This window comes from Saccharothrix saharensis (genome assembly GCF_006716745.1).
Taxonomy (GTDB): Bacteria; Actinomycetota; Actinomycetes; order Mycobacteriales; family Pseudonocardiaceae; genus Actinosynnema; species Actinosynnema saharense.
On the sequence record NZ_VFPP01000001.1, the window covers coordinates 7,467,297 to 7,486,104 of the forward strand.

Below are 18,808 nucleotides of genomic sequence, written 5' to 3' on the forward strand. Positions count from 1 at the left end.
CCCCATGCGGATCTACCAACCCATGATGTTCGTAGGGCTCGGCGGAACCGGGTGCCGGGTCGGCGCGGAGTTGGAGCGCAGGCTGCGCGACGAGTTGTGCGGACCCGACGGCACCGCTCTGCTCAACGTCATGCAGGGCAAGAACTTCCAGCCCTACCAGCTGCCCTCGTGCCTGCAGTTCGTCTACGCCGACCTCAGCGAGGACGAGTTCGCCAACCTGGAGCAGCGGGTGGTACCGGACCCGTCGAACCTGCCTGCCGCCGAACGCACCATGCACCTGGTGCGCGACCTCGTGCCGCAGTACGACACGTTCCCCGAGGTGGCCCGCAGCCTGCGGCTGTCCGCCGGGCCGTACGTGGACGGCTGGCTGCCGCCGGCCGCCGGCGAGCCGCGCATCGGGCCCCTCTCGCGCGGCGCCGGCCAGTTGCCGACCATCGGTCGGGCCGCGCTCTTCGAGACCTTCCGCGCGGGCCTCGGCCCGGTGCAGGGTCCGCTGACCCGGGCGATCGGCAACATCAACAACTCACTGGGCGAGCTGGCCGTGCTGGGCGGCGGCAACCGCCAGCTCGGCTGCGACGTGTTCGTGGCGTTCTCGGTCGCGGGCGGCACCGGGAGCGGGCTGTTCTACGACTACCTGCACCTGATCGGCGACGCCTTCGCGCGCAACGACTACCGGATCCGGATCTTCCCGCTGGTGCTCATGCCGTCGGCGTTCACCGAGGGGCTGGGCGGCGGGCGGCCCGCGCGGCTCAACGCCGGCCGTGCGCTGCTGGACCTGTTCCGGCTCGTGGACGACCAGAACGCGCAGGCGGCGGGCACCGAGCTGGACGCCGCGGGGGTCAGCGGCACGCTCTCGGTCCGCTACCCCGACCGCGCCGAGATCCGGTTGCGCGCCTCGACCGTGCAGACCGGGTTCCTGTTCAGCATGGGCTCGGGCGTGAAGCGGGACGACCTGCACCGGTCGGTGGTGTCCCTGATCCTGTCGCTGATCGGCACCGACATGGGCGGCGAGGGCAACTCCCTGCGCTACGGCGACCGCCGCACCTACATGTCGTTCGCGGACAGCTTCATCAACAGCGCGGTGGAGCGCGAGGCGCTCGCCGCGACCGGCATCGGCAACCGCGGCGTGTCGACCAGCTCGGTCGCCTCGATGACCGTGCCGGTGGACGACATCGCCGACATGATCAGCTCACGGCTGCTCGCGCACGGCGTGACCGAGCTGATGGCGCCGGCCGGCGCGGCGGAGGACAACACCGGGCTGGTGGAGCGGTTCTTCACCGAGTCCAACCTGGACCCGTTGCGGCTGCGGGCGCCACTGCCGATCACCGAGCCCGCGCCCACCGACAAGGCCGAGAACATCCTCAACGCGCTGGCCACCCGGGCGCGCCGGATCGAGTCGGCGGTCCGGTTGCTGGAGCAGACGCTGGACAGCGCGGTACCTGGCCTCGTGCAGGACTTCGACGCGCACCGGGCGGTGCGGACGCTGCTGGCCGAGGTGGACCCGTTCCGGCTGCACCGCGTGGTCAACGGCGACGCTGCGCTGGCCGACGAGGTCAGCAGGCTCGGGTTCGTCAAGGTCGTCGCGTCCCGCCGCAGTGAGCCGCCCGCACCCGCGGGCCTGTCGATCGCGCCGCCGAACCCGGTCGGGATCGGCGACCGGTTCCTGCGCCGGGCGAAGTGGGCCGACCCGGCGGTCGGCCAGGCGCTCAAGGCCCAGGACCAGTGGCACCAGTGGCGGGCCCGGCGCGCGTGGCACGCGGCGTGGAACGCCCAGTCCAACCGGTGGGACGGCAAGCTGCAGGGCGTCGTCAACGACGTGACGGCGGTGGTGTCCGCGTTCCGCGAGCACGCCATGGACGACCAGCGCCGGTTCCAGGCCCGCGCCCGAGACCTGTACCAGCACCGGGTGGGCGTGACCTACCTGCTGCCGCGCCTGGGTGACATGGAGCCGTTCTACCACGAGGTGGTCCGGCGGTTCGTCGACCTCTACAGCTCCCAGGGCCGGGTGCGGCCGACGGCCACGGCGGGCGACCTGCTGCGCGAGATCCTGGGCGACCAGGGCTGGCGGCAGGCGTGGGAGGCGATGACCACCTCGCGCGACCCCGCCGCGGCCGTCATGTACGTGCGTGATCGCGTGAAGCAGGCCGTGAAGGTGCTGTTCCACCACCGCGACGGCGAGCACCGACCGCTGCTGCCCGCGTTGCAGGACCTGCTCGCGGCGGCGGCGGGCCGGGCGGGCACGATGGTCGCCGAGGACGACATCGCCCAGTTCCGGGAGAAGCTCGCGGGCCTCGTCCCCGGTGGGTTCGCGCCCAGCGGCACGGGACGGCTGCGCATCCTGTTCTCCTACCCGTCCACGACCAAGGACGACGAGCTGGAGCAGTACCTGCGTCAAGCCGTCCAGTTGCCGCGCACCGCGGACACGATCGTGGAGTTCCGCCCCATCGCGGCCGAGACGATCGCCGTGGTGCTGTTCCGCAGCTCGATGGGCCTGACCGAGGTGCCCGAGGTGCGAGAGGTCCTCAAGCACTGGTCCGACGCCCTGCGCGCGGAGCAGCAGCAGGACTTCCTGCGGTGGCGCCAGCGGATCGGCTACGACTTCGGCTACCTCGCCACCACGGCCGAGCACCGCGAGCGCATCCTGCACCACCTGCTGTGCGCGGTGTGGAACGGCAGCGTGCGGGTCTCCGGCGACGAGGACGCGGACTCGCCCGCGGCCATTTCCGTCGGTCTTTCCCCCGCCGCCATCTCCATGCGGCTGGAGCTGCGGCCCTACGGCAGGCTGTCGAGCTGGGCGAGCGTGCTGGCCGCGTACGAGGAGTGGGTGCTCACCGACGACGAGCAGATCCGCCGCGACCTGTGCGCCCAGCTGATCAACAGCGTGCCGGACGGGGTGGACCGGGCGCCGAGGCAGCCGTCGCCGCTGTTCGAGCGGCTGATGAAGCTGCCGTCGGCCCAGTTGGCCGAGATCGACGCGACGCTGGCGGACCGCACCGGCAGCGGCGGGCGTGCCCGCCTCAACGCGATGCGCGAGTTCTGGGCCGAGACCTTCCCCAACGCCCTGAACCTCCCGTTCCGCGGCGTCAACACACCGATCCAGGACAACCTCGCGGACCTCTACCGGTGGGTCCACGACGAGCGGCTCGGGGGTTACCGACGATGACATCCCCCGCCTCGCAGACGGCGGTGCTGGTGCTGGACGTGCGCGAGCTCGGCGACGACCGCACCGCGCTGGCCTCGCTCGACCCGGACACGGGCAGCGAGCTGCTGCCCTCGTACGTGGTCGTGGTCGCGAACGTCAGCGAGCTGGCCGACCTCGCACCCGACCTCACCCGGCTGGCCAAGGTCCAGCACCTGGGCGGGGTCGTGCTGGTCGCGGTCGGCTCGCTGCGCGCCGAGGACGCCGAAGCCGTGCTCGGCGTGCCGACCGCGCTGACCGGCCTGGGCGTGACGCTGTGGGTCGGCGCGGAAGCCGGCCTGGAGTGGAGCGGCGGCGCCTCGCGCGGTGTCGCGGCCCGGCCGGACGTGACGCTGGACGACCTGATCAGCGCGCTGAAGCTGCCGCTGGTGTTCGACCGGGTGCACAAGGCGGTGAGCCAGGTGCCGCACCAGGCCGCCGCGCCGGCGATCGAGATCGAGTACGCGACCGTACCCGACAGCGTGCTGCGGGTCCTGCGGCTGCGGGCGTTGCGGCACTTCGCCGACGACGACGGTGAAGCGCACCGCGCCGACGGCCCGCTCGCGGCCGCCGTGCGGACGTTGGCGACGCGTGCCGGCGACGGTCGTGCGGCGATCGCCAGCGGATCCGCGTTGGACCGGTCGCGCCAGGTGGCGGCTGCCGCCTTGGCCGCGGCCGGCACGGCGGTCGACGCGGTCCGCCGCCCGTTCGGGCTGTTCACCGGCAACCCCGGCACGGGGGAAGCGTTGAGCACCGCCGCCCAGCGGCTGGCGGAGTACCGGGCGCTGTGCGTGGACACCGAGCGGCGGGTGGCGAGGTCGGTGGACGTCGGCGACCCGCCCGAGGCGCGACTCGTGGAGCTGGGCCTGCCGCCGCAGCCGCCGCACGACGTGGCGGGCGTGGCGGACGTGCTGGCCGACGCCGTGGACCAGGAGCTGGCGCTGGGCCGACCGCTCAAGGTCGTCTCGGACAGCGCGAGGCAGATCGCCACCCGGCTCACCGGACCGGTCGGCCGGGACAACCCGGTGGCCGACGTCGACGTCGGGCCGGCGCTGCGGGCGTTGCGCGGAGGCGACCGGCGACCGGTGGACCTGGCGCCGCTGCCGCTGCTGCCGCTGGTGTTCTGCTTCGCGGCGGCGATGACGGCGGGCGTGGTGGGTGGTGTCGCCGCCGCGATCGCGTGGCTGCTGCCGGTGTACCGCCTGTGCGCGGTGAGCGCGTTCCCGGTGCGCCGCCGGACGTTCGTGGTGGCCGGTTCCGGCGTGGCCGCCCTGGTGGGCGCCGCGGCCGGCGTCGTCCTGCGCGCGGTGGCGCCGGAGTGGGCGCTGGACCTGCCGCCGGTGGGCGTGGCGGCGACGGCCGCCGGGTGGTGCGTGGCGGCGCCGGCGGTCTGCGCGGTGATCTGGTGGCGGGTGCACGTGCGGTGGAGCGCGGCGTTGGAGCTGGACCGGGCGGGCAGCGCGCAGCGCAGGCTCACCCAGGCGCTGACGGAGCTGGTGCGCTCCCGGTGGCTGCCCGCCGCGGGCACCACGCGCCTGGCCGACTCGCTGCTGAACGTGGCCGTGGCGCTGGACGCGGTGGACCAGGCGTTCACCGAGACCGCTTCGGCGTTCGGCGGCGGTGGCAGGCCGCCGGAGGTGTTCGCGGGCGTCGACAGCACCAACGACCTCAACCACGTGCTGCGGGAGGACCTCGCGCACCTGGTGCGCTCGGTGCTGCGGCCGGTGTTCGTGGAGATCGCCTCGAACGGGGTGCTGACCGGCGAGGGCAGGCCGTTCTACCTCGCCGCGCAGGCCAGGTTGGCCGAGTACAACCACCACCTGGACACCCGCGGCATCCGGGTGCCGCCGCCGGGGCTGCCCGACCAGGGGCGCGGCGCGCTGGCCACCGGCATCTGGCAGGCGTCGGCGAAGGTGCAGCGGATCCTGCTCAGCGGACCGCGGTCGCCGTTGCCGCAGCTGTGCCGACCGACCGACCTGCGGCTGCTCGGCTCGGGCGAGTCGGCGATGGTGTTCTTCGCCTCCGCGGACATCGTCGACCCGCCGGTCAACCCCTCCTACGAACTGATCCGGACCAATGGCAACGCGGTCGGCGTGCTGCGCCTGGTGCCGCTGCGACCCGGTGTCGTGCGGCCGCTCATCGACCACGGGGAGGCACCGTGACCACGAACGGGACGTCGGAGTACGCGGAGTTCCAGGGCTTCAACCCGCTCGGGGAGCTGGGCACCTGGCGGCTGCGCGAGCTCGGGCCGCGCCCCAACCCCGACTCGCTGCTGCGGGTCGACCTGGTCGAGCTGGCCGACCACCGCCGGGCCGAGCGGAAGCGCCTGCCGGTGGGCGTGCACGGCGAGGCGGACTGGGCGCTGGCCGAGGCGCAGCTGGACAACGAGATCCGGGCGCTGGTGCGCCTGGCGACCCGCTACCCCAACGACTACCCGGCCGAGCTGCCGCGCCTGATCGCCTACAACTTCGACGTGTCGGACCCGTTCGTGCTGATGGAGGTGGTGACCGGGGACAACGGCGACGAGGCGCACCGGATGCGCACCCTGCTCACCCAGGACCGCAGGCGCTTCCAGCTCGGCATGTACCGCGCACTCGCGGCGCTGCACGCGGTGGACCTCGTGCACGGCGCGATCAGGCTGTCCTCCATCCGCTGGGCGGACGACCGGTTCCAGCTCGTGGGGTTCGAGCACTCGTCCGGCAGGGGCGAGGTGCCCCGGTCCCGCCCGGTCACGGTGGGCTACCGCGAGCGGCAGGCCGACCCGGCCGACGACGTCCGCGACGCGGGCCGAGCCGTGCACGAGATGATCACCGGCGCGCGGCGGCGCAACCGACCGCCCACCCAGGACGGTCCGCTGGACGACGTGCTGCCCGGACTGGACGGCGTGTTCGAGCCCGACCCCGCGCGCCGTCCGACCGCCGTGGTCGTGCTGGCGGCGCTGAACTCGACCGCACCGCTGCCCGACCCGTTGGACGTGGACGAGGCGCTGCGAGCCGGGTGGGACCAGTTCGACCGGGAACACCCGCGGCCGCAACCGGTCCCGCCGCCCCGTGCCGACCCGCCGACCCCGCCGAGCGCGCCACCGCCGCCGGTCGCCCGGCACGGCCTGCGCAGGAGGTTCCTGCTGCCGGCGCTGATCGGCGCGGTGGTGCTCGGCGCGGCGGTGGTGGTCGGGGTGCTGTCGTGGATGGAGGTGCTGTGATGGGCGACCAGGTGCTCTGCCCGGTGTGCATGGACCACATCGTGTGGCCGGACACCCTCTACCAGCGGGAGGTCCGCGAGGGCGCGGTGGTGTGGGAGGAGCTGGACCTGACCCGCCACACCAACCCGAACCGGCGCGAGTACGAGCGCCGGCTGGCGTTCGTCCGGTGCCCGAACCCGTCTCAGGACGGCACGGAGGTGCACTACCTGCCCGCGATCCACAACGACTACGGCCGGCCGATCATCATCGGGTTGGTGGGGCGCGGTGCGTCCGGCAAGACCCACCTGTTGGTGACGATGCTGTCGGAGTTGCTGCGCGGTGCGCTGTCCAGCCACGGCCTGTACTTCGAGGTCGCCGACAAGGTGCAGCAGGCCAGGCTGACCGAGGAGATCGAACGCCTCCGCGACGGCGCGCTGCTCCAGGCGACCGGCAACCAGCTACGCACGTTCGCCGGCTACCTGCTGGTGCGCGCGAAGGACCGGCGACCCAAGCCGTTGATCTTCTTCGACGTCGCGGGCGAGGACTTCAACGACGTCAACCTCACCAACAGCAAGTGGGCGGGCTTCCTGCTGGAGGCCGACGCGCTGCTGTTCGTGGACGACCCCGACCTCGGCCTGCCCGCGTGGCGACCGCACGCGAAGTCACCGGCGCAGCGCAGCGCGGCCCAGCGGCACAACGAGACGTTCGACGGCGCGATGAACCGGCTGCGCACGCAGCAGCGCATGGAGCGGCTGCCGATCGCGATCGCGCTGACCAAGGCCGACACCATGCGGTACGAGTACCCGGTCGACCACTGGCTGCGCCGCGACGACGCCTCCGGCCCCCTGGACCCGGAGCTGTTCCGCGCGGAGAGCCGGGACGTCTTCGCCGTGCTCCAGCGTTACCAGGCGACGCCGATGCTGAACGTGTACCGGCAGTTCGAGCGCCGCACCATGCACTTCGTGTCGGCCACCGGCGGCCCGTCCGACGGCACCGAGCACTTCCCCCGCGGTGTCCGCCCGTCGCGCGTGCTCCAGCCGCTGGTGGCACTGCTGGCGATGACCGGGTTCATCACCGGTCCCGGGGCAGAGGGGATCGGTCGATGAACGGCGACCGGCTGGAGGACATCCTGTTCTCGATGGTCGAGGGCAAGGGCATGACGCTCACCGCCAGCACCATCGAGAACCGCACGCCCGAGGGCAGGACGATCCGGGACTACTGGTACGACAAGCTCAGCCCGTACTTCCGGCTCAACCACGGCGCGCAGGCGCCGAACGACGGCGCGTACACCTACGTCCGCTTGGACACCGGCGAGGCGGCGGTGCTGCGGCGGCTGTCGGCGGGTTCGGTGACCGGGCGCAGCTTCGCGCACGCCATCGTGGGAGGGTGGGAGGCACTGGACCGGCTCGCGCTGCCGCTGACGCTGTGGCGCGGGTGGTACAACCCGGAGGACCGCGACCCGCTGGAACGGCGCTCGTTCGAGCAGCTCAGCGCCAAGGTCACCGCCAAGATCGTCACCCTGCGGGTGGCGGCCTCCACCGTGCCCCCGGAGCAGGTGACCGGACTGCTGGCGCACGTGCTGGCGGCGCCGCACGCGAGGTTCACCGTGGTAGGGCTGGCGGAGCCGCACGTGGCGCCGGTGCTGGCGGCGGTGCGCACGATCAGCGAGGCGCTCGGCGGGCGGCCGCGCTCGTGGACGTTCTCCACCTACGAGACCGACGCCAAGCAGCGGCACGCGCTGGACTTCGTGTTCATGCCGCACAACCCGGGGGTCGTCGAGGCGTCCGGCGTGCCGACCGTGCTGCTGGACCTGGCCGACGGCCCGGTGCCGCCGAAGTGGCGGGCGAGGGCCGAGCTGCTGTACCGGGACTACTTGCGCGCCTGGGACGTCGCGCACGCGATCGAAGAGGAGGAGCGGACCCGCCTCTGGGCCGCCGTGAGCGACGACATCCACCAGCGTGCGCAAGCCGGCGGACCGGAACCGGAGGACCGGGCCGAGGCCTACGCGCGCAGCCACCACGCGGACCCACCCCAGGCGGACCCACCCCAGGCGGACCCACCCCAGGCGGACCCACCCCAGGCGGACTCCTCCGACACGGATCGGACCGTCGGCCGACACGCCAAGCGACCCGACCCCGAGCCGGACGAGGACGACGTCACGGACCCGGCCGGCGATGCCGACCGGGCCGAGCACCCGGATTCCGCGGACCCGGCCGGCGGCACCGACTCGGCCGAGCACCCGACCACCGACACCACCGACCCGGCCGACGGAGCGGACGCGGCCCACCACCCCGACCCCGGGTTCCCGGACCCGGCCGACACCGCCGAAGCCGGACCGGACAGCGACGAGACCCCCGGCCACACCTCCGTCACCGGTCCTGACCACTCCGGCACCGACGTCACCGACGAGCATCCCGACCCCGCGGCCCAGGCCGGCCCGACCGACCTCCCGCCCACCGGCCGCGAAGCCGGTTGGTTCGTCAAGCCGAGCGTCGAGCCCGTCGACGGGAGCACGCCGGAGGAGTCCGCCGAGCCCGACACCGGGTCCGAAGCCTCCGCACCACCCCAGCCCGACACCCGAGCCGGAGCGACACCCGGCGCGCCCGCCCCGCTCGACCTGTTCTGGGCCAAGCGACCGGACGACCTGGCGGAGGCGCTGAACCGCGCACGCCGCCGGGCCCTGCCCACCGCCGTGCGCCCCGCCCTCTGGCACTGGCTCACCGAACAGCTCCCCGCCGCCACCACCGTGGCCGCGCTCCAGCAGGACGACGTCTTCGACTCCCTGCTGGACCTCCTCGGCCTCCCCGAGCCGCACCCGGCCGGCGTCGACACCGAGGCCGTCGCCGACTGGGTGCACCGGCACCTCGGCCCCGCCTTCTCCGAACGGCTCCGGGACCGCACGGCACCGCACCGTCAACCGGACCCCGCCACCGCCACACCCGAGCACATCGACTGGCGGTTCCCGCCCGTGCCCGCTTCGGACGCCGGCTCCGTCCAAGAGGTCTGGCGCATGCACCTGACCTGGCGGCGGGCGGCGGACCGCCTGGAACAGCGCGTCGACACCGCACGCCGGCTCACACCGTTCCTCCTCCTGCCCGCCGCCGCCGCGGGCGCGGTGTCGGGCTACGCGGCGCGGTCCGCGGTGCCCCTCGACGGCAAGGCGTTCGGCGTCGCAGCCGCCCTCCTGCTGATCGGCTGGGTGCTGCTGCACCGGTACGCGGTGCCGACGGCGATCCGCCGGCTGTCGGCCACGCGCGCCGTGGCCGAGTCGTTGCGGTCCATGGTGTTCCTCTACGTCGCCGGCGTGGGGCGGTTCCGCGACCGCAAGCCGCACCTGCTGCTCCACGCCGCCACCAGGGAGGCCTCACGGGTGTCCGGCAGGCGCAAACCGGTCGGGGTGCCGATGCCGGCGCCCCCGTCGATCACGACCCTGACCGACTACCTGCACCTCCGGGTCAAGCGCGAGATCTCCGCGCACGAGGTGCAGGCCGGGCAGTGGCGCGTCGAGGGGGACTGGTTGCGGCGGCCGGCCGAGATCTGCGCGATGACGGCCGCGTTCGGCTTCCTCGCGCTGGTGTTCCTGGCCACCGGCCCGACCGCGCCCTGGTTCGGCGTGGCGACGACCGCGATCCTCACCTTCGTCCTGCTCGCCGCGCCGAACGGCTCGGATGAGCGCATCGCGCGCTCCGAGCGGATCGCCGACCGCCTCAGGCACCTGCTGGTCGTCCCAGTCCACCTCCCGTCCACCGTGGACGACTTCGTGGTGGCGTGCGAACAGGTGATCGCCGGTGACGAGCGGAGGGCCTCGTGATGACCGAGAACTTCTGGGAGATCTTCATCAGCCACGGCACGAAGGGCACGAACGGCGTGGCGAGCCGCGTGCTCCAACGGCTGTACGAGCAGTACGACGGCAACGGCTACCTGGTGCACGTGGATCGGATGGAGATCCACGAAGGCGTGCACTGGAAGCCCTGGATCAGGAGGACGCTGTACCGGTCGCACGTGGTCATCGCCCTGCTCGACGACCGGGCGATCGGCCGTGAGTGGGTCCGCTACGAGGTCGCCATGGGGCAGTCGGACTTCTTCCACGAGAAGTTCGTCCCGATCCTGATCGGGATCGGGCTGAGCGACCGGAAGCTGGCGGCGTTCATGCGGCTCACCGACATCCAGGCGATCACCGCGGACGAGCCCGAGCAGGCCCGGGACGCGGACGAGGAAGCGGACCGGGTCGTCAAGCTGATCGGCGAACGCCTGCCGCGCCCCGTGGGCGGGCTCCGCGGCGAGGACCTGCCGCTGATCCGGCGCCTCGCGCAGTCGTTCGACGGGCTGACCCAGCGGGACGCCGCCAGGAGGATCGCGGAGCACTTCCCGGGCGAGGCCCAGTGGGACCGGAGGATGCCGTTCTTCCAGGACGAGCTGCTGGCCCAGCTGATCCTGGCCGACCAGCTCGGCGACGCGGCGCTCGACGCGCTCAGGTTCGTGCCGGTGCGGCCCGCGTACGTCAACGAGGTCCGGCCGATCATCCTGTCGAGCTGGCTGTCCTGGCCCGAGGTGCAGGCGTTGCGCACGGACGGTGAGGTCCCTCGGGAGCGCGCGCTCGTCGCGGTGCTGCAATCGGACGACATCGCCATCGCCGAGCAGTACGCCGTCCGGGCTCAGCACTGCCGGGCGACGTGGCGCAGCCTCATACCCCTGGCGATGGAGAGCGACGGCGAGCCGCACCCGCCCTCGCACTGGGTCGACCAGGTGCTCGGCCAGGACCACCTCGCGTGCGGTGCGACGGGCGAGGGGACGTGCGTGCACAGCCCGGTCGCGCCGAAGCACGTGATCGTGCAGCCCGACGGGCCGCTGGCCGGCTCCGTCGAGGTCGTCCACGAGATCCACCGCCGGTGCCCGTGGATCGTCGTGGTGCTGCTGATCCGCCCCGACGACTACCGCAAGCTCGGCGAGGACGGCGTCCGAGCCCTGCTCGGTGGCGACTACCGGGCCGTGCCGCCGGTCGACGACGAGCGCGCCTCGCGGTTCACGAGGGGGCGGAAGGAAATCACCTACGCGCTCACCAGGGGGTACGCGACGTCATGACCTCGACCGACAGCACCGGTGACGAGCTGCGGATCGTCACCGACGGCAACCGTTACGTCCCGTCCGACGACCTCGAGCTCGCCGTCCGCGTCGCACGGGCCATCGGGCGGCCCCTGCTGCTGTACGGGGAGCCGGGTTCGGGCAAGTCGACGTTGGCCGCGTACGTCGCGGTCACCCACGGCCTGCGCTACTACGAGCACGTGACGACCGCGCGCACCGAGCCGCAGGACTTCCTGTGGACCTTCGACCACGTCCGCAGGCTCAGCGACGCCCAGGTCGGGCCGCTCGACGGGCACGACCGCAGGTACGTCACCCCCGGGCCGCTGTGGTGGGCGTTCCAGCGGGAGGTGGCGCTGGCGGAGACCGGGCGGGTCGAGCCGTTCCGCGAGTGGAACGAGCCCAAGGCCGACCAGCCCGCGGTCGTGCTGATCGACGAGATCGACAAGGCCGACCCGGACACCCCGAACGGGCTGCTGGGACCGTTGGCGGACCGACGGTTCAAGGTCACCGACCTCGACGGCGAGCCGCAGGTCGCCGAGCAGCCGTTCGGCGCGAACCTGATCATCATCACGTCGAACGAGGAGCGCGACCTGCCGGAGGCGTTCGTCCGCCGGTGCGTGGTGTCGCACCTGCCGCTGCACGACGACGAAGCCCTGCTGGACATCGTCGACCGGCACCTCGGCGACCGCAGGCACGAGCTGTCCGACGAGCTGCTGCGGCACCTGCTCGACGAGCTGGCGGCCGAGCGGCGCAAGGCGGGCCACGGCGGTCGCCGACTGGCGAGCACCGCCGAGTTCCTCGACGCCGTGAACGCGTGCGTGCGGCTGGAGATCGGCGACGTGACGGGCCCGCAGCTGCGCCGGGTGATCGGCATGACGCTGGCGAAGGCGCACGACACCCGGTTCGGGAGGTGAGCACCCTTGGTCAGGCCGCGGATCTGGCTCGCCGACCTCGTACTGGCGCGGGAACGGCTGGCGGGCTCGCCGGCACCCGGTGACGAGGACCGGATCCGGGCACTGCTCGGTCTGGGACCCGGCTCCGCGGCCCCCGCACCGCTCCCACCCGCGCGGCCCCGCACCGACCGCCCCGCGCGGGTCGAGCCGCCGCACGACACGCCGCACCGCGCCCCCGACAGCGGCTTCGTCCACGTCGAGGACGGTTCGGGCACGCCCCCGGACCCGCGGTCCCACCAGGACGGCGGGCAGGTCGGGCAGGCGGCGCTGGCCGGGCTGAAGCCATCCGACTGGGACCACCCGAAGCCGCCGTGGCGCGACACGCCGCCGTTGCCCGCGATGCGGGCGGACCAGGCCGGCCAACGCCACCTCCCGCTGCTGCGACCGGGCGCTGCACGCGGTGTGCTCCACGCGGCGGTTTCCAGGCCCGGTGCGGACGGCGTGGTGGACGTGCGGGCCGCGACGAGGGTGCTCGCCACCGCGCGCCCGCTGGTCGTGCTGCCGCGCAAGCCCCGGCCCACCCTGAGGCACGGCGTGGAGGTCCTGGTGGACCACGCGCGGGGCATGGAGCCGTTCCGGCGCGACGTGGAGTCGCTGTGCCGAGAGCTGCCCCGGCTCGTCGGCGAAGGCGCGCTGTCCGAGTGGCACTTCGACGGCGACCCGCGCGAAGGCCTGGACGGGCAGCCGTACCGCGACACCGCGCACGGCACCGTGCTGATCCTGTCCACGTTCGGCGGTCCGCCCGCCTACGACGAGGCGGGCGGCGTGGAGCACTGGGAGGCCGCGGTGGCCCGGTGGCGGGCGCGCGGGGTGCGACCGGTGGCCCTGTGCCCGCTGCCACCGCGCCGCTTCCCGCCGTGGCTGACGCGGGTGATGCCGGTGATCGGCCTGGACCGCGCCACCACGGTCGGCGCCGTGCGGACCGCGCTTGACCGGTGGTCGCGGCGATGACGTCGGTCGACCGGGTGAAACACGCGCTCGCCCAGGACGACCTCGCGCCGGACGTGCGGCTGGCCGTGGCGCTCAGCACGACGGCGCGCGTCGAGCCGGAGCTGGTGCGCGCGGTGCGGCTGCTGGTGTTCCCGACGTTGGACGTGGGCGCGGAGTCGGACTTCTGGTTCAGCGAGTGGATCGGCAGGCGGCAGCCGGGTGTCGTGGTCATCCGGTCGGACGTGCGCCCGGCGCTGTGGGAGCGGCTGGGGGAGTGGCTGCACGAGGCCGATTCGCCCGTCCGCGGCCTCGGACCGCTGCTGCACCGGCAGCACCGCGGCCTCGCGCCCGCGTTGCGGATCGAGGAGATGCTGACGTGGCTGGCCGTGCGCTACGGGGAACGCGGTGCGGCCCGCGGCGCGACGCTGCTGTACCTGCCGCTCAAGGCCATGGACGAGCCGGGACGGGAAGGCGCGATCGCGGACTGGGTGGTCCGGGCCAGGGGCAGGCTGCCGGACGTGGTGCTGAAGCAGGTGCCCGCCTGGCACCTCACGCTGCGGGCCAAGCCACTGCGGTCGTTCGACATCACCGCCACGCCGCGGCGGGACGACCTCCTGATCGGTGATGAGGGCGGTGCGCTCACGGAGGTGCGCAGCGGGAGCACCACCGAGCTCCTCGGCCCGGTCGCGAAGTACTACCCGACTGAGCAGGTGCCGTTGCGCTGGAGCGGCGACCACCTGCTCATCGGCGGTCCCGGCCACCCCGAAGCGCTCTACATCGACGTGCCGAAGACCGAGCCGATGATCGTCCGGGTCCTTCCCGGACTGCGCCGGAGCGGAACCCTGTACGACGTCGGCGGCGCACGGACGAGCAGCCACCCCGCGGGCGGGCGGGGCGTGTGGGTCAAGACGCTCGACGGCCGGCTCTACGAGGTGCCGTCGGCCGAGTCGATGACGATCCGCGCCGCGCCCGTGCTGGTGTCGGTGCACGTGCGGGACGGCGGTGCGGCCGCGCGGCTGTGGCTGCAACCCGTGCGGTACCCGAAGCCCTCCGGCCGGCCGGTGTTCCAGCCGGTCGAGCTGCTGCGGCTCGCGGTCGCGGCGGCGCAGGGCGACCCGGTCGAGCTGGTGAGGTGGCGCGACTCGGACAACCGCTGCTCGCTGCTGCTCCTGCACGGCGGCGACGACCTGCGCCGGGTGCGCGAGGCGGAGGGCCTGGCCGAGCTGAGCGACAGCCAGGGCTGGCGGGTGTACCGGGCGCGGCAGGACCCCGAGGACGCCACCTGGCTGACGGACCGGCTGCCCGGCGCGGTCCCGAACGGCGTGCTGGTCGTCGTGGACGCCGCCGACCGGTGGCACCCGCGGCACCTCGCCGCGCTGGTCGAGCGGCTGGCCGGTGGTTCGCACGTGGTCCGCGTGCTCGCCATCGGCGCCCGGATCGGCTACTGGTGGGAGGAGTGCCGCCGGTTCCTCGACGGCAGCGGCGTCTCCGTGCGGGACCGGATCGCGTTGGGCCGCGACCAGTCGCGCTCCTCCCGCGCCGCCGTGCTGGAAGCGTGCGCGCGGACGGTGCTGACGGCACAGGACTTCCACCGCGACCCGCGCCCGCTGCCCAACCAGGTCCGCGGCCTGCGGGTGCACGACCTGGCGGTCGAGGACATCCCGATCGTCGTGGTGGCCGCGCTGCTGCACGGCAAGCCGGTGCACGACGTCACCCGCGCGGCACGGGTGATCCTCGACCAAGAGCACTTCTACCGGTACGGCGTGCTCGGCGCGGAGGCCGAGACGGACAAGGTCACCCGGCTGGCGTTCCTCGCCACGCTGGCCCGACCGTGCAGCCACACCCTGGGCCAGGCCCTGGCCCTGGAGCACCACGTCATCGAGGACCCGGCGGAGTGGATCGGACTGCTCGACCACTACCAGTACCTCTACCCCGCCGACGCGGGCTTCCTCGGCTCGGTCGGCCCGCCCGAGCTGGGCGACCGGATGCTGACCGACCTGCTGGCCGATCCGCGGTCCGCCGGGCAGGCCGAGTGGGCGCGCGGCGTGGTCACGCGGCTGCCGTCGTTCATCGCCGGGCCGTCCGACGTGGCCTCGCCGGAGGTGCGGCGGCGCGGCGTCGGCAACGCGCTGGTCGTGCTGGCAGGGCTCGCGACGTCGGCGGCGCCCGGCGCGCAGGACGTGCGGCGGCTCCTGCTCGGCCTGGTCGCCACCGACCCGGAGCTGTGGGTCTCCGCCGGTGGCGCGGCGCTCGAAGCGGTCACCGCGCTGGTGCCGAAGTGGCTCGCGGTGGCCGAACTGGCGCCGATCGGCGACCTGCTGGCGGCCGGCGTGAAGCGCGACATCGGGCTCGACCAAGCCGCGTTGCGGATCGAGGAGGCGCTGGCGGCGTCCGCGCTGGAGCGCCCCGCTCGGGGTGACGGGCACGCGGCCCTGCACTTCCGGCTGGCGCAGGCCGCGCACCGAGCGGGGTACCCGATGCGTGCCCTGGACGCGGTCGAGCGGGCGGTCGAGGCTTACCGGGCGCTCTACGTCGCGAACCCCGGCCGTGACGGCGCGGCGTACGTCGCCGCCCTCGTGCTGGCCAGCCGGATCAACGGCGACCTCGGCCGCACCCGGCCCGCACTCGACCTCGCCGAGGAGGCCACCGGGCACGGCAGGCGGCTGGGCGAGCGCGACGCGACCAACGTCGGCGCCGCCCTGGCCAACCTCCAGGTCCAGACCCTGCGCAAGCGGCGCGCCGACCTGCCGTTGGCGAAGGCCGAGAACGCCGTCCGCACCCTGCGCGCCCTCACCGAGACGTCCACCCAGGACTTCGGCGGCGAGCTGCTCGACGGGCTCCTGCTGTTCAGCCACGTCCTCGCGGACCGCGCGGTGCGTGACGCCGCGGAGGCGACCGCGCGGGAAGCGGTCGGCCTCGCGTCCACGCTGGTCGACCGGAGCCCGTGGGCGCACATGCACCGGCTCGCCGCCGCCCACCGCTGCCTCGCGCTCCGGCTCTTCGAGTCCGACCGCGCCGGGGAGGCGCTGCCCGAAGCGCAACGCGCGGAGGAGGTGTTCCGCACCCTGGCCGACGCCTCCCCGGCGCGGTTCCAGGCCGACCTGGCGGACAGCCTGCTGCTGCGCGCCGAGCTCCTGCACCACCTCGGCGACCCGGACGCCAAACGCACCGCTGAAGCCGCCGCCGCGCTGTTCGGGGCGACCTCCGCAGGAGGCATCGGCCCATCCCGCGAACAACTCGCCCGCGCCGCCGCCCTGCTGGGACACCCGCCCCGGTCCTAGTGGTCCTTCGTTACGTCGGCGTGTGGTGAGGGCGTCGGGAGGTGCGGGGTACACCGGTCGTACCTGGACCATTCATTCCCGACGCCGGTGTTCGGGCGAAGATCATCCCGGCCAACCCCTGCTACGGCGTGAGGGTCACCGGTGGTGGGTTCGGGAACGAGCGACTGGTCGCCTCACCCGTGCAGGTGCTGCGGGCGACCTTGGGGTTGTACGAGTCGGAGACGGGCCCGTCCAGGATCACGGTGTGCCTGCTCGACTTCCACACCGGAGGTCGGCGGAAAGCTGTTCAAGGCGGGTTCCGCCGGCGGGTTCACGCCGCGTACCGCCCGGTCAGACGTCCGGCAGGCGGGATCGACGCCACTCACCCGGGGAGCAGCCGAAGGTCGACCGGAACCTGCGGGTGAAGTGGGTCGGATCGGCGAAACCCCAGCGGTGGGCGATGGTGGCGATCGGGGACGTGTCGGTGGCCAGGTCGGCACGCGCGCCTTCCAGCCGCTGGCCGATGATCCACTGCTCCAGGCTGAAGCCGGCTCGGCCGCACAACTTGTAGAGCAGGCGCACCGACACGTTCAACGCGGCGGCGATCCTCTCCGGTCCCAGGTCCGGTTCGGTCAGGTGCTGTCGGACGTAGGCGCGGAGCTGGGTGAGCCGGGTGTCCTCGACCAGGTGGCGGTCGTCGTGCGCGGCGGACGTCAGCAGCGCCCGCACCAGGTCCAGGGTCGCGTCGCCGAGCGGTTGCGCCCCCGCGGACGTGGCCAGTGAGCGGGCGTCCCTCGCCAGATGCGCGACGTGGTCGGCCACCAGCCGGTAGAGCGGGCTGCCGTGCAACGCGCCGGACGCGCGGCGGATCGTGTCCACGGGAACGTCCAGGACCTCCAGGGGCACCTGCACGCAGCCCGCCGCGCCTTCGCCGGACCACCCGAAGTCGTAGGAGGACGACAGGTCCACCAGGTGCATCTCCCCGGCGGGGACCAGTCGGCGCTCGCCCCACTGCTCCGCGCGGCCGATCCCCGACCGCTGCACGGACAGCGCGATCACGGGCGCCGGGTCCTCGCGGGCCTGCCGCTCCGTGCGCAGCAGCCTCATCCCGGACGACCGGTTGCCGAAGACCTCCACGGTGCCCAGCCGCCACAGCTCCACCCGGAAGCGGACCGGGCGATCGGGGTGCTCGTGGATCACGTGGCAGGGCGCCGACGCCTCCTGGAAGGCGGCGTGGACGGCCTCCACCCGGTCCTCGGGGGCCAGGTCGTCGGTGTCGAGCAGCACCCGTCCGAGTCTAGGTGCGGGCACGGCGCACCGGCGTGCGCGGTGAGGTAGTCGGCGTGCGCGGACAGCCGGACAACGTGCGCGCACAGCACTTCTCACGGCATCCCGCCTGCAAAGAGGCTTCCCGAGGAGGGGAGGGGCATGTCAGGTCGACAGGAACCGCAGCACGAGTTCGTTCCACTGCTGGGGATGGGTGATCGGCGCGCCGTGCGGTGCCTTGGGGATGATCGTGGTCGGCGCACGTCCGCGGCCCGGCTCGGTGAACGCGTCGCGCTCGCCGTGCACGACCAGCACCGGCACGTCGACGTCGGCGAGGTCGGCTTCGGGGTCGGCGCCGGCCCAAGCGCGGATGACGTCCACCGTCGCCTTGGGCGACGCGTCCGCCGCGACGTGCAGCAGGTGCTGACGGGAGGCTTCGTCCAGCGCGATCTCGCCGTCCACGGAGAAGAACCTGCCGAGCACGTCGTCCAGCATCGCGATCCGGTGCCACTCGGCCGCGGCCAGCAGGTCCCGAACCAGCCCGTGGTCCACCGCGAGCGGACCCGCGAGCACGAGTCGGGACACCCGGTCGGCGCCGAACCGGGCCACGCAGCGGGCCACGTCACCCGCGCCGGAGGAGAACCCGACCAGCGCCGCGTCCCCGAGGTCCAGGTGCGCGAGCAGGTGGTGCAGGTCGTCGGCCAGGGTGTCCTGGTCGTACCCCTCCCAGGCGCGGGTGGAGCGGCCGAAGCCGCGCCGGTCGTAGCCGACCACCCGGTAGCCCGCCTCGACGAACGCCGCCACCTGCGACTCCCACGACTGCGCCGTCAGCGGCCAGCCCGCCACGAGCACGACCGGGGGACCGGAGCCGTAGTCCTCGTAGTAGAGGCTCACCTCGGCGCCGTTCTCCGTTCCGACCGCGAGTCGTGGCACGGCCCCAGCGTGCACGGTGGCGCGA

Annotated in this window: 11 protein-coding genes; 9 read left to right on the plus strand and 2 right to left on the minus strand. The window is 73.6% G+C overall.

Translation table 11 applies throughout. From position 1 onward, the window contains the following. The first annotated feature begins 4 nt into the window (after positions 1–4). Genes FHX81_RS34195 through FHX81_RS34235 form a run of 9 tightly spaced genes read left to right on the plus strand, consistent with a single transcriptional unit; the run spans position 5 to position 16,605 of the window. Positions 5–3,163: a tubulin-like doman-containing protein gene (locus FHX81_RS34195; protein WP_141982643.1), complete on the plus strand. Its 3,159-nt coding sequence runs from the start codon at positions 5–7 to the stop codon at positions 3,161–3,163. After that, entirely contained in the window at positions 3,160–5,340 is a 2,181-nt protein-coding gene (locus FHX81_RS34200; protein ID WP_141982644.1) for a hypothetical protein, read from the plus strand. Before FHX81_RS34195 ends, FHX81_RS34200 begins: the two co-directional genes overlap by 4 nt. Next, entirely contained in the window at positions 5,337–6,380 is a 1,044-nt protein-coding gene (locus FHX81_RS34205; protein ID WP_141982645.1) for a protein kinase family protein, read from the plus strand. Before FHX81_RS34200 ends, FHX81_RS34205 begins: the two co-directional genes overlap by 4 nt. Continuing rightward, complete coding sequence (locus tag FHX81_RS34210; RefSeq protein ID WP_141982646.1) at positions 6,380–7,465, plus strand: TRAFAC clade GTPase domain-containing protein; 1,086 nt, start codon at positions 6,380–6,382, stop codon at positions 7,463–7,465. The genes FHX81_RS34205 and FHX81_RS34210 overlap by 1 nt, the downstream gene beginning before the upstream one ends. Then, positions 7,462–10,170, plus strand: a complete 2,709-nt coding sequence (locus FHX81_RS34215; RefSeq protein ID WP_141982647.1) for a DUF4231 domain-containing protein — start codon at positions 7,462–7,464, stop codon at positions 10,168–10,170. Before FHX81_RS34210 ends, FHX81_RS34215 begins: the two co-directional genes overlap by 4 nt. Next, positions 10,170–11,441: a toll/interleukin-1 receptor domain-containing protein gene (locus FHX81_RS34220; protein ID WP_141982648.1), complete on the plus strand. Its 1,272-nt coding sequence runs from the start codon at positions 10,170–10,172 to the stop codon at positions 11,439–11,441. Before FHX81_RS34215 ends, FHX81_RS34220 begins: the two co-directional genes overlap by 1 nt. Further along, positions 11,438–12,355: an AAA family ATPase gene (locus tag FHX81_RS34225; protein WP_141982649.1), complete on the plus strand. Its 918-nt coding sequence runs from the start codon at positions 11,438–11,440 to the stop codon at positions 12,353–12,355. Before FHX81_RS34220 ends, FHX81_RS34225 begins: the two co-directional genes overlap by 4 nt. 6 nt (positions 12,356–12,361) lie before the next feature. Continuing rightward, complete coding sequence (locus tag FHX81_RS34230; protein ID WP_141982650.1) at positions 12,362–13,345, plus strand: hypothetical protein; 984 nt, start codon at positions 12,362–12,364, stop codon at positions 13,343–13,345. Then, the gene (locus FHX81_RS34235) at positions 13,342–16,605 is read left to right on the plus strand and encodes a hypothetical protein (protein ID WP_141982651.1); all 3,264 of its coding nucleotides are present in this window, start codon (positions 13,342–13,344) and stop codon (positions 16,603–16,605) included. The genes FHX81_RS34230 and FHX81_RS34235 overlap by 4 nt, the downstream gene beginning before the upstream one ends. A 330-nt stretch (positions 16,606–16,935) precedes the next feature. Here the strand turns inward: FHX81_RS34235 and FHX81_RS34240 are convergent, their stop codons facing one another. Both FHX81_RS34240 and FHX81_RS34245 read right to left on the minus strand, forming a co-directional pair. Beyond that, on the minus strand, positions 16,936–17,871 hold the full coding sequence (locus tag FHX81_RS34240; RefSeq protein ID WP_141982652.1) for a helix-turn-helix domain-containing protein: 936 nt from the start codon (positions 17,869–17,871) through the stop codon (positions 16,936–16,938). Positions 17,872–18,015: 144 nt separating this feature from the next. Further along, the gene (locus FHX81_RS34245; RefSeq protein WP_170232267.1) at positions 18,016–18,783 is read right to left on the minus strand and encodes an alpha/beta fold hydrolase; all 768 of its coding nucleotides are present in this window, start codon (positions 18,781–18,783) and stop codon (positions 18,016–18,018) included. Positions 18,784–18,808: the final 25 nt, after the last annotated feature.

What these genes read in the sequence shown, in the direction of transcription:
- FHX81_RS34225 (WP_141982649.1), top strand. Translation starts at nt 11,438, where the DNA reads ATGACCTCGACCGACAGCACCGGTGACGAGCTGCGGATCGTCACCGAC.
- FHX81_RS34200 (WP_141982644.1), top strand. Translation starts at nt 3,160, where the DNA reads ATGACATCCCCCGCCTCGCAGACGGCGGTGCTGGTGCTGGACGTGCGC.
- FHX81_RS34210 (WP_141982646.1), top strand. Translation starts at nt 6,380, where the DNA reads ATGGGCGACCAGGTGCTCTGCCCGGTGTGCATGGACCACATCGTGTGG.
- FHX81_RS34220 (WP_141982648.1), top strand. Translation starts at nt 10,170, where the DNA reads ATGACCGAGAACTTCTGGGAGATCTTCATCAGCCACGGCACGAAGGGC.
- FHX81_RS34235 (WP_141982651.1), top strand. Translation starts at nt 13,342, where the DNA reads ATGACGTCGGTCGACCGGGTGAAACACGCGCTCGCCCAGGACGACCTC.
- FHX81_RS34195 (WP_141982643.1), top strand. Translation starts at nt 5, where the DNA reads ATGCGGATCTACCAACCCATGATGTTCGTAGGGCTCGGCGGAACCGGG.
- FHX81_RS34215 (WP_141982647.1), top strand. Translation starts at nt 7,462, where the DNA reads ATGAACGGCGACCGGCTGGAGGACATCCTGTTCTCGATGGTCGAGGGC.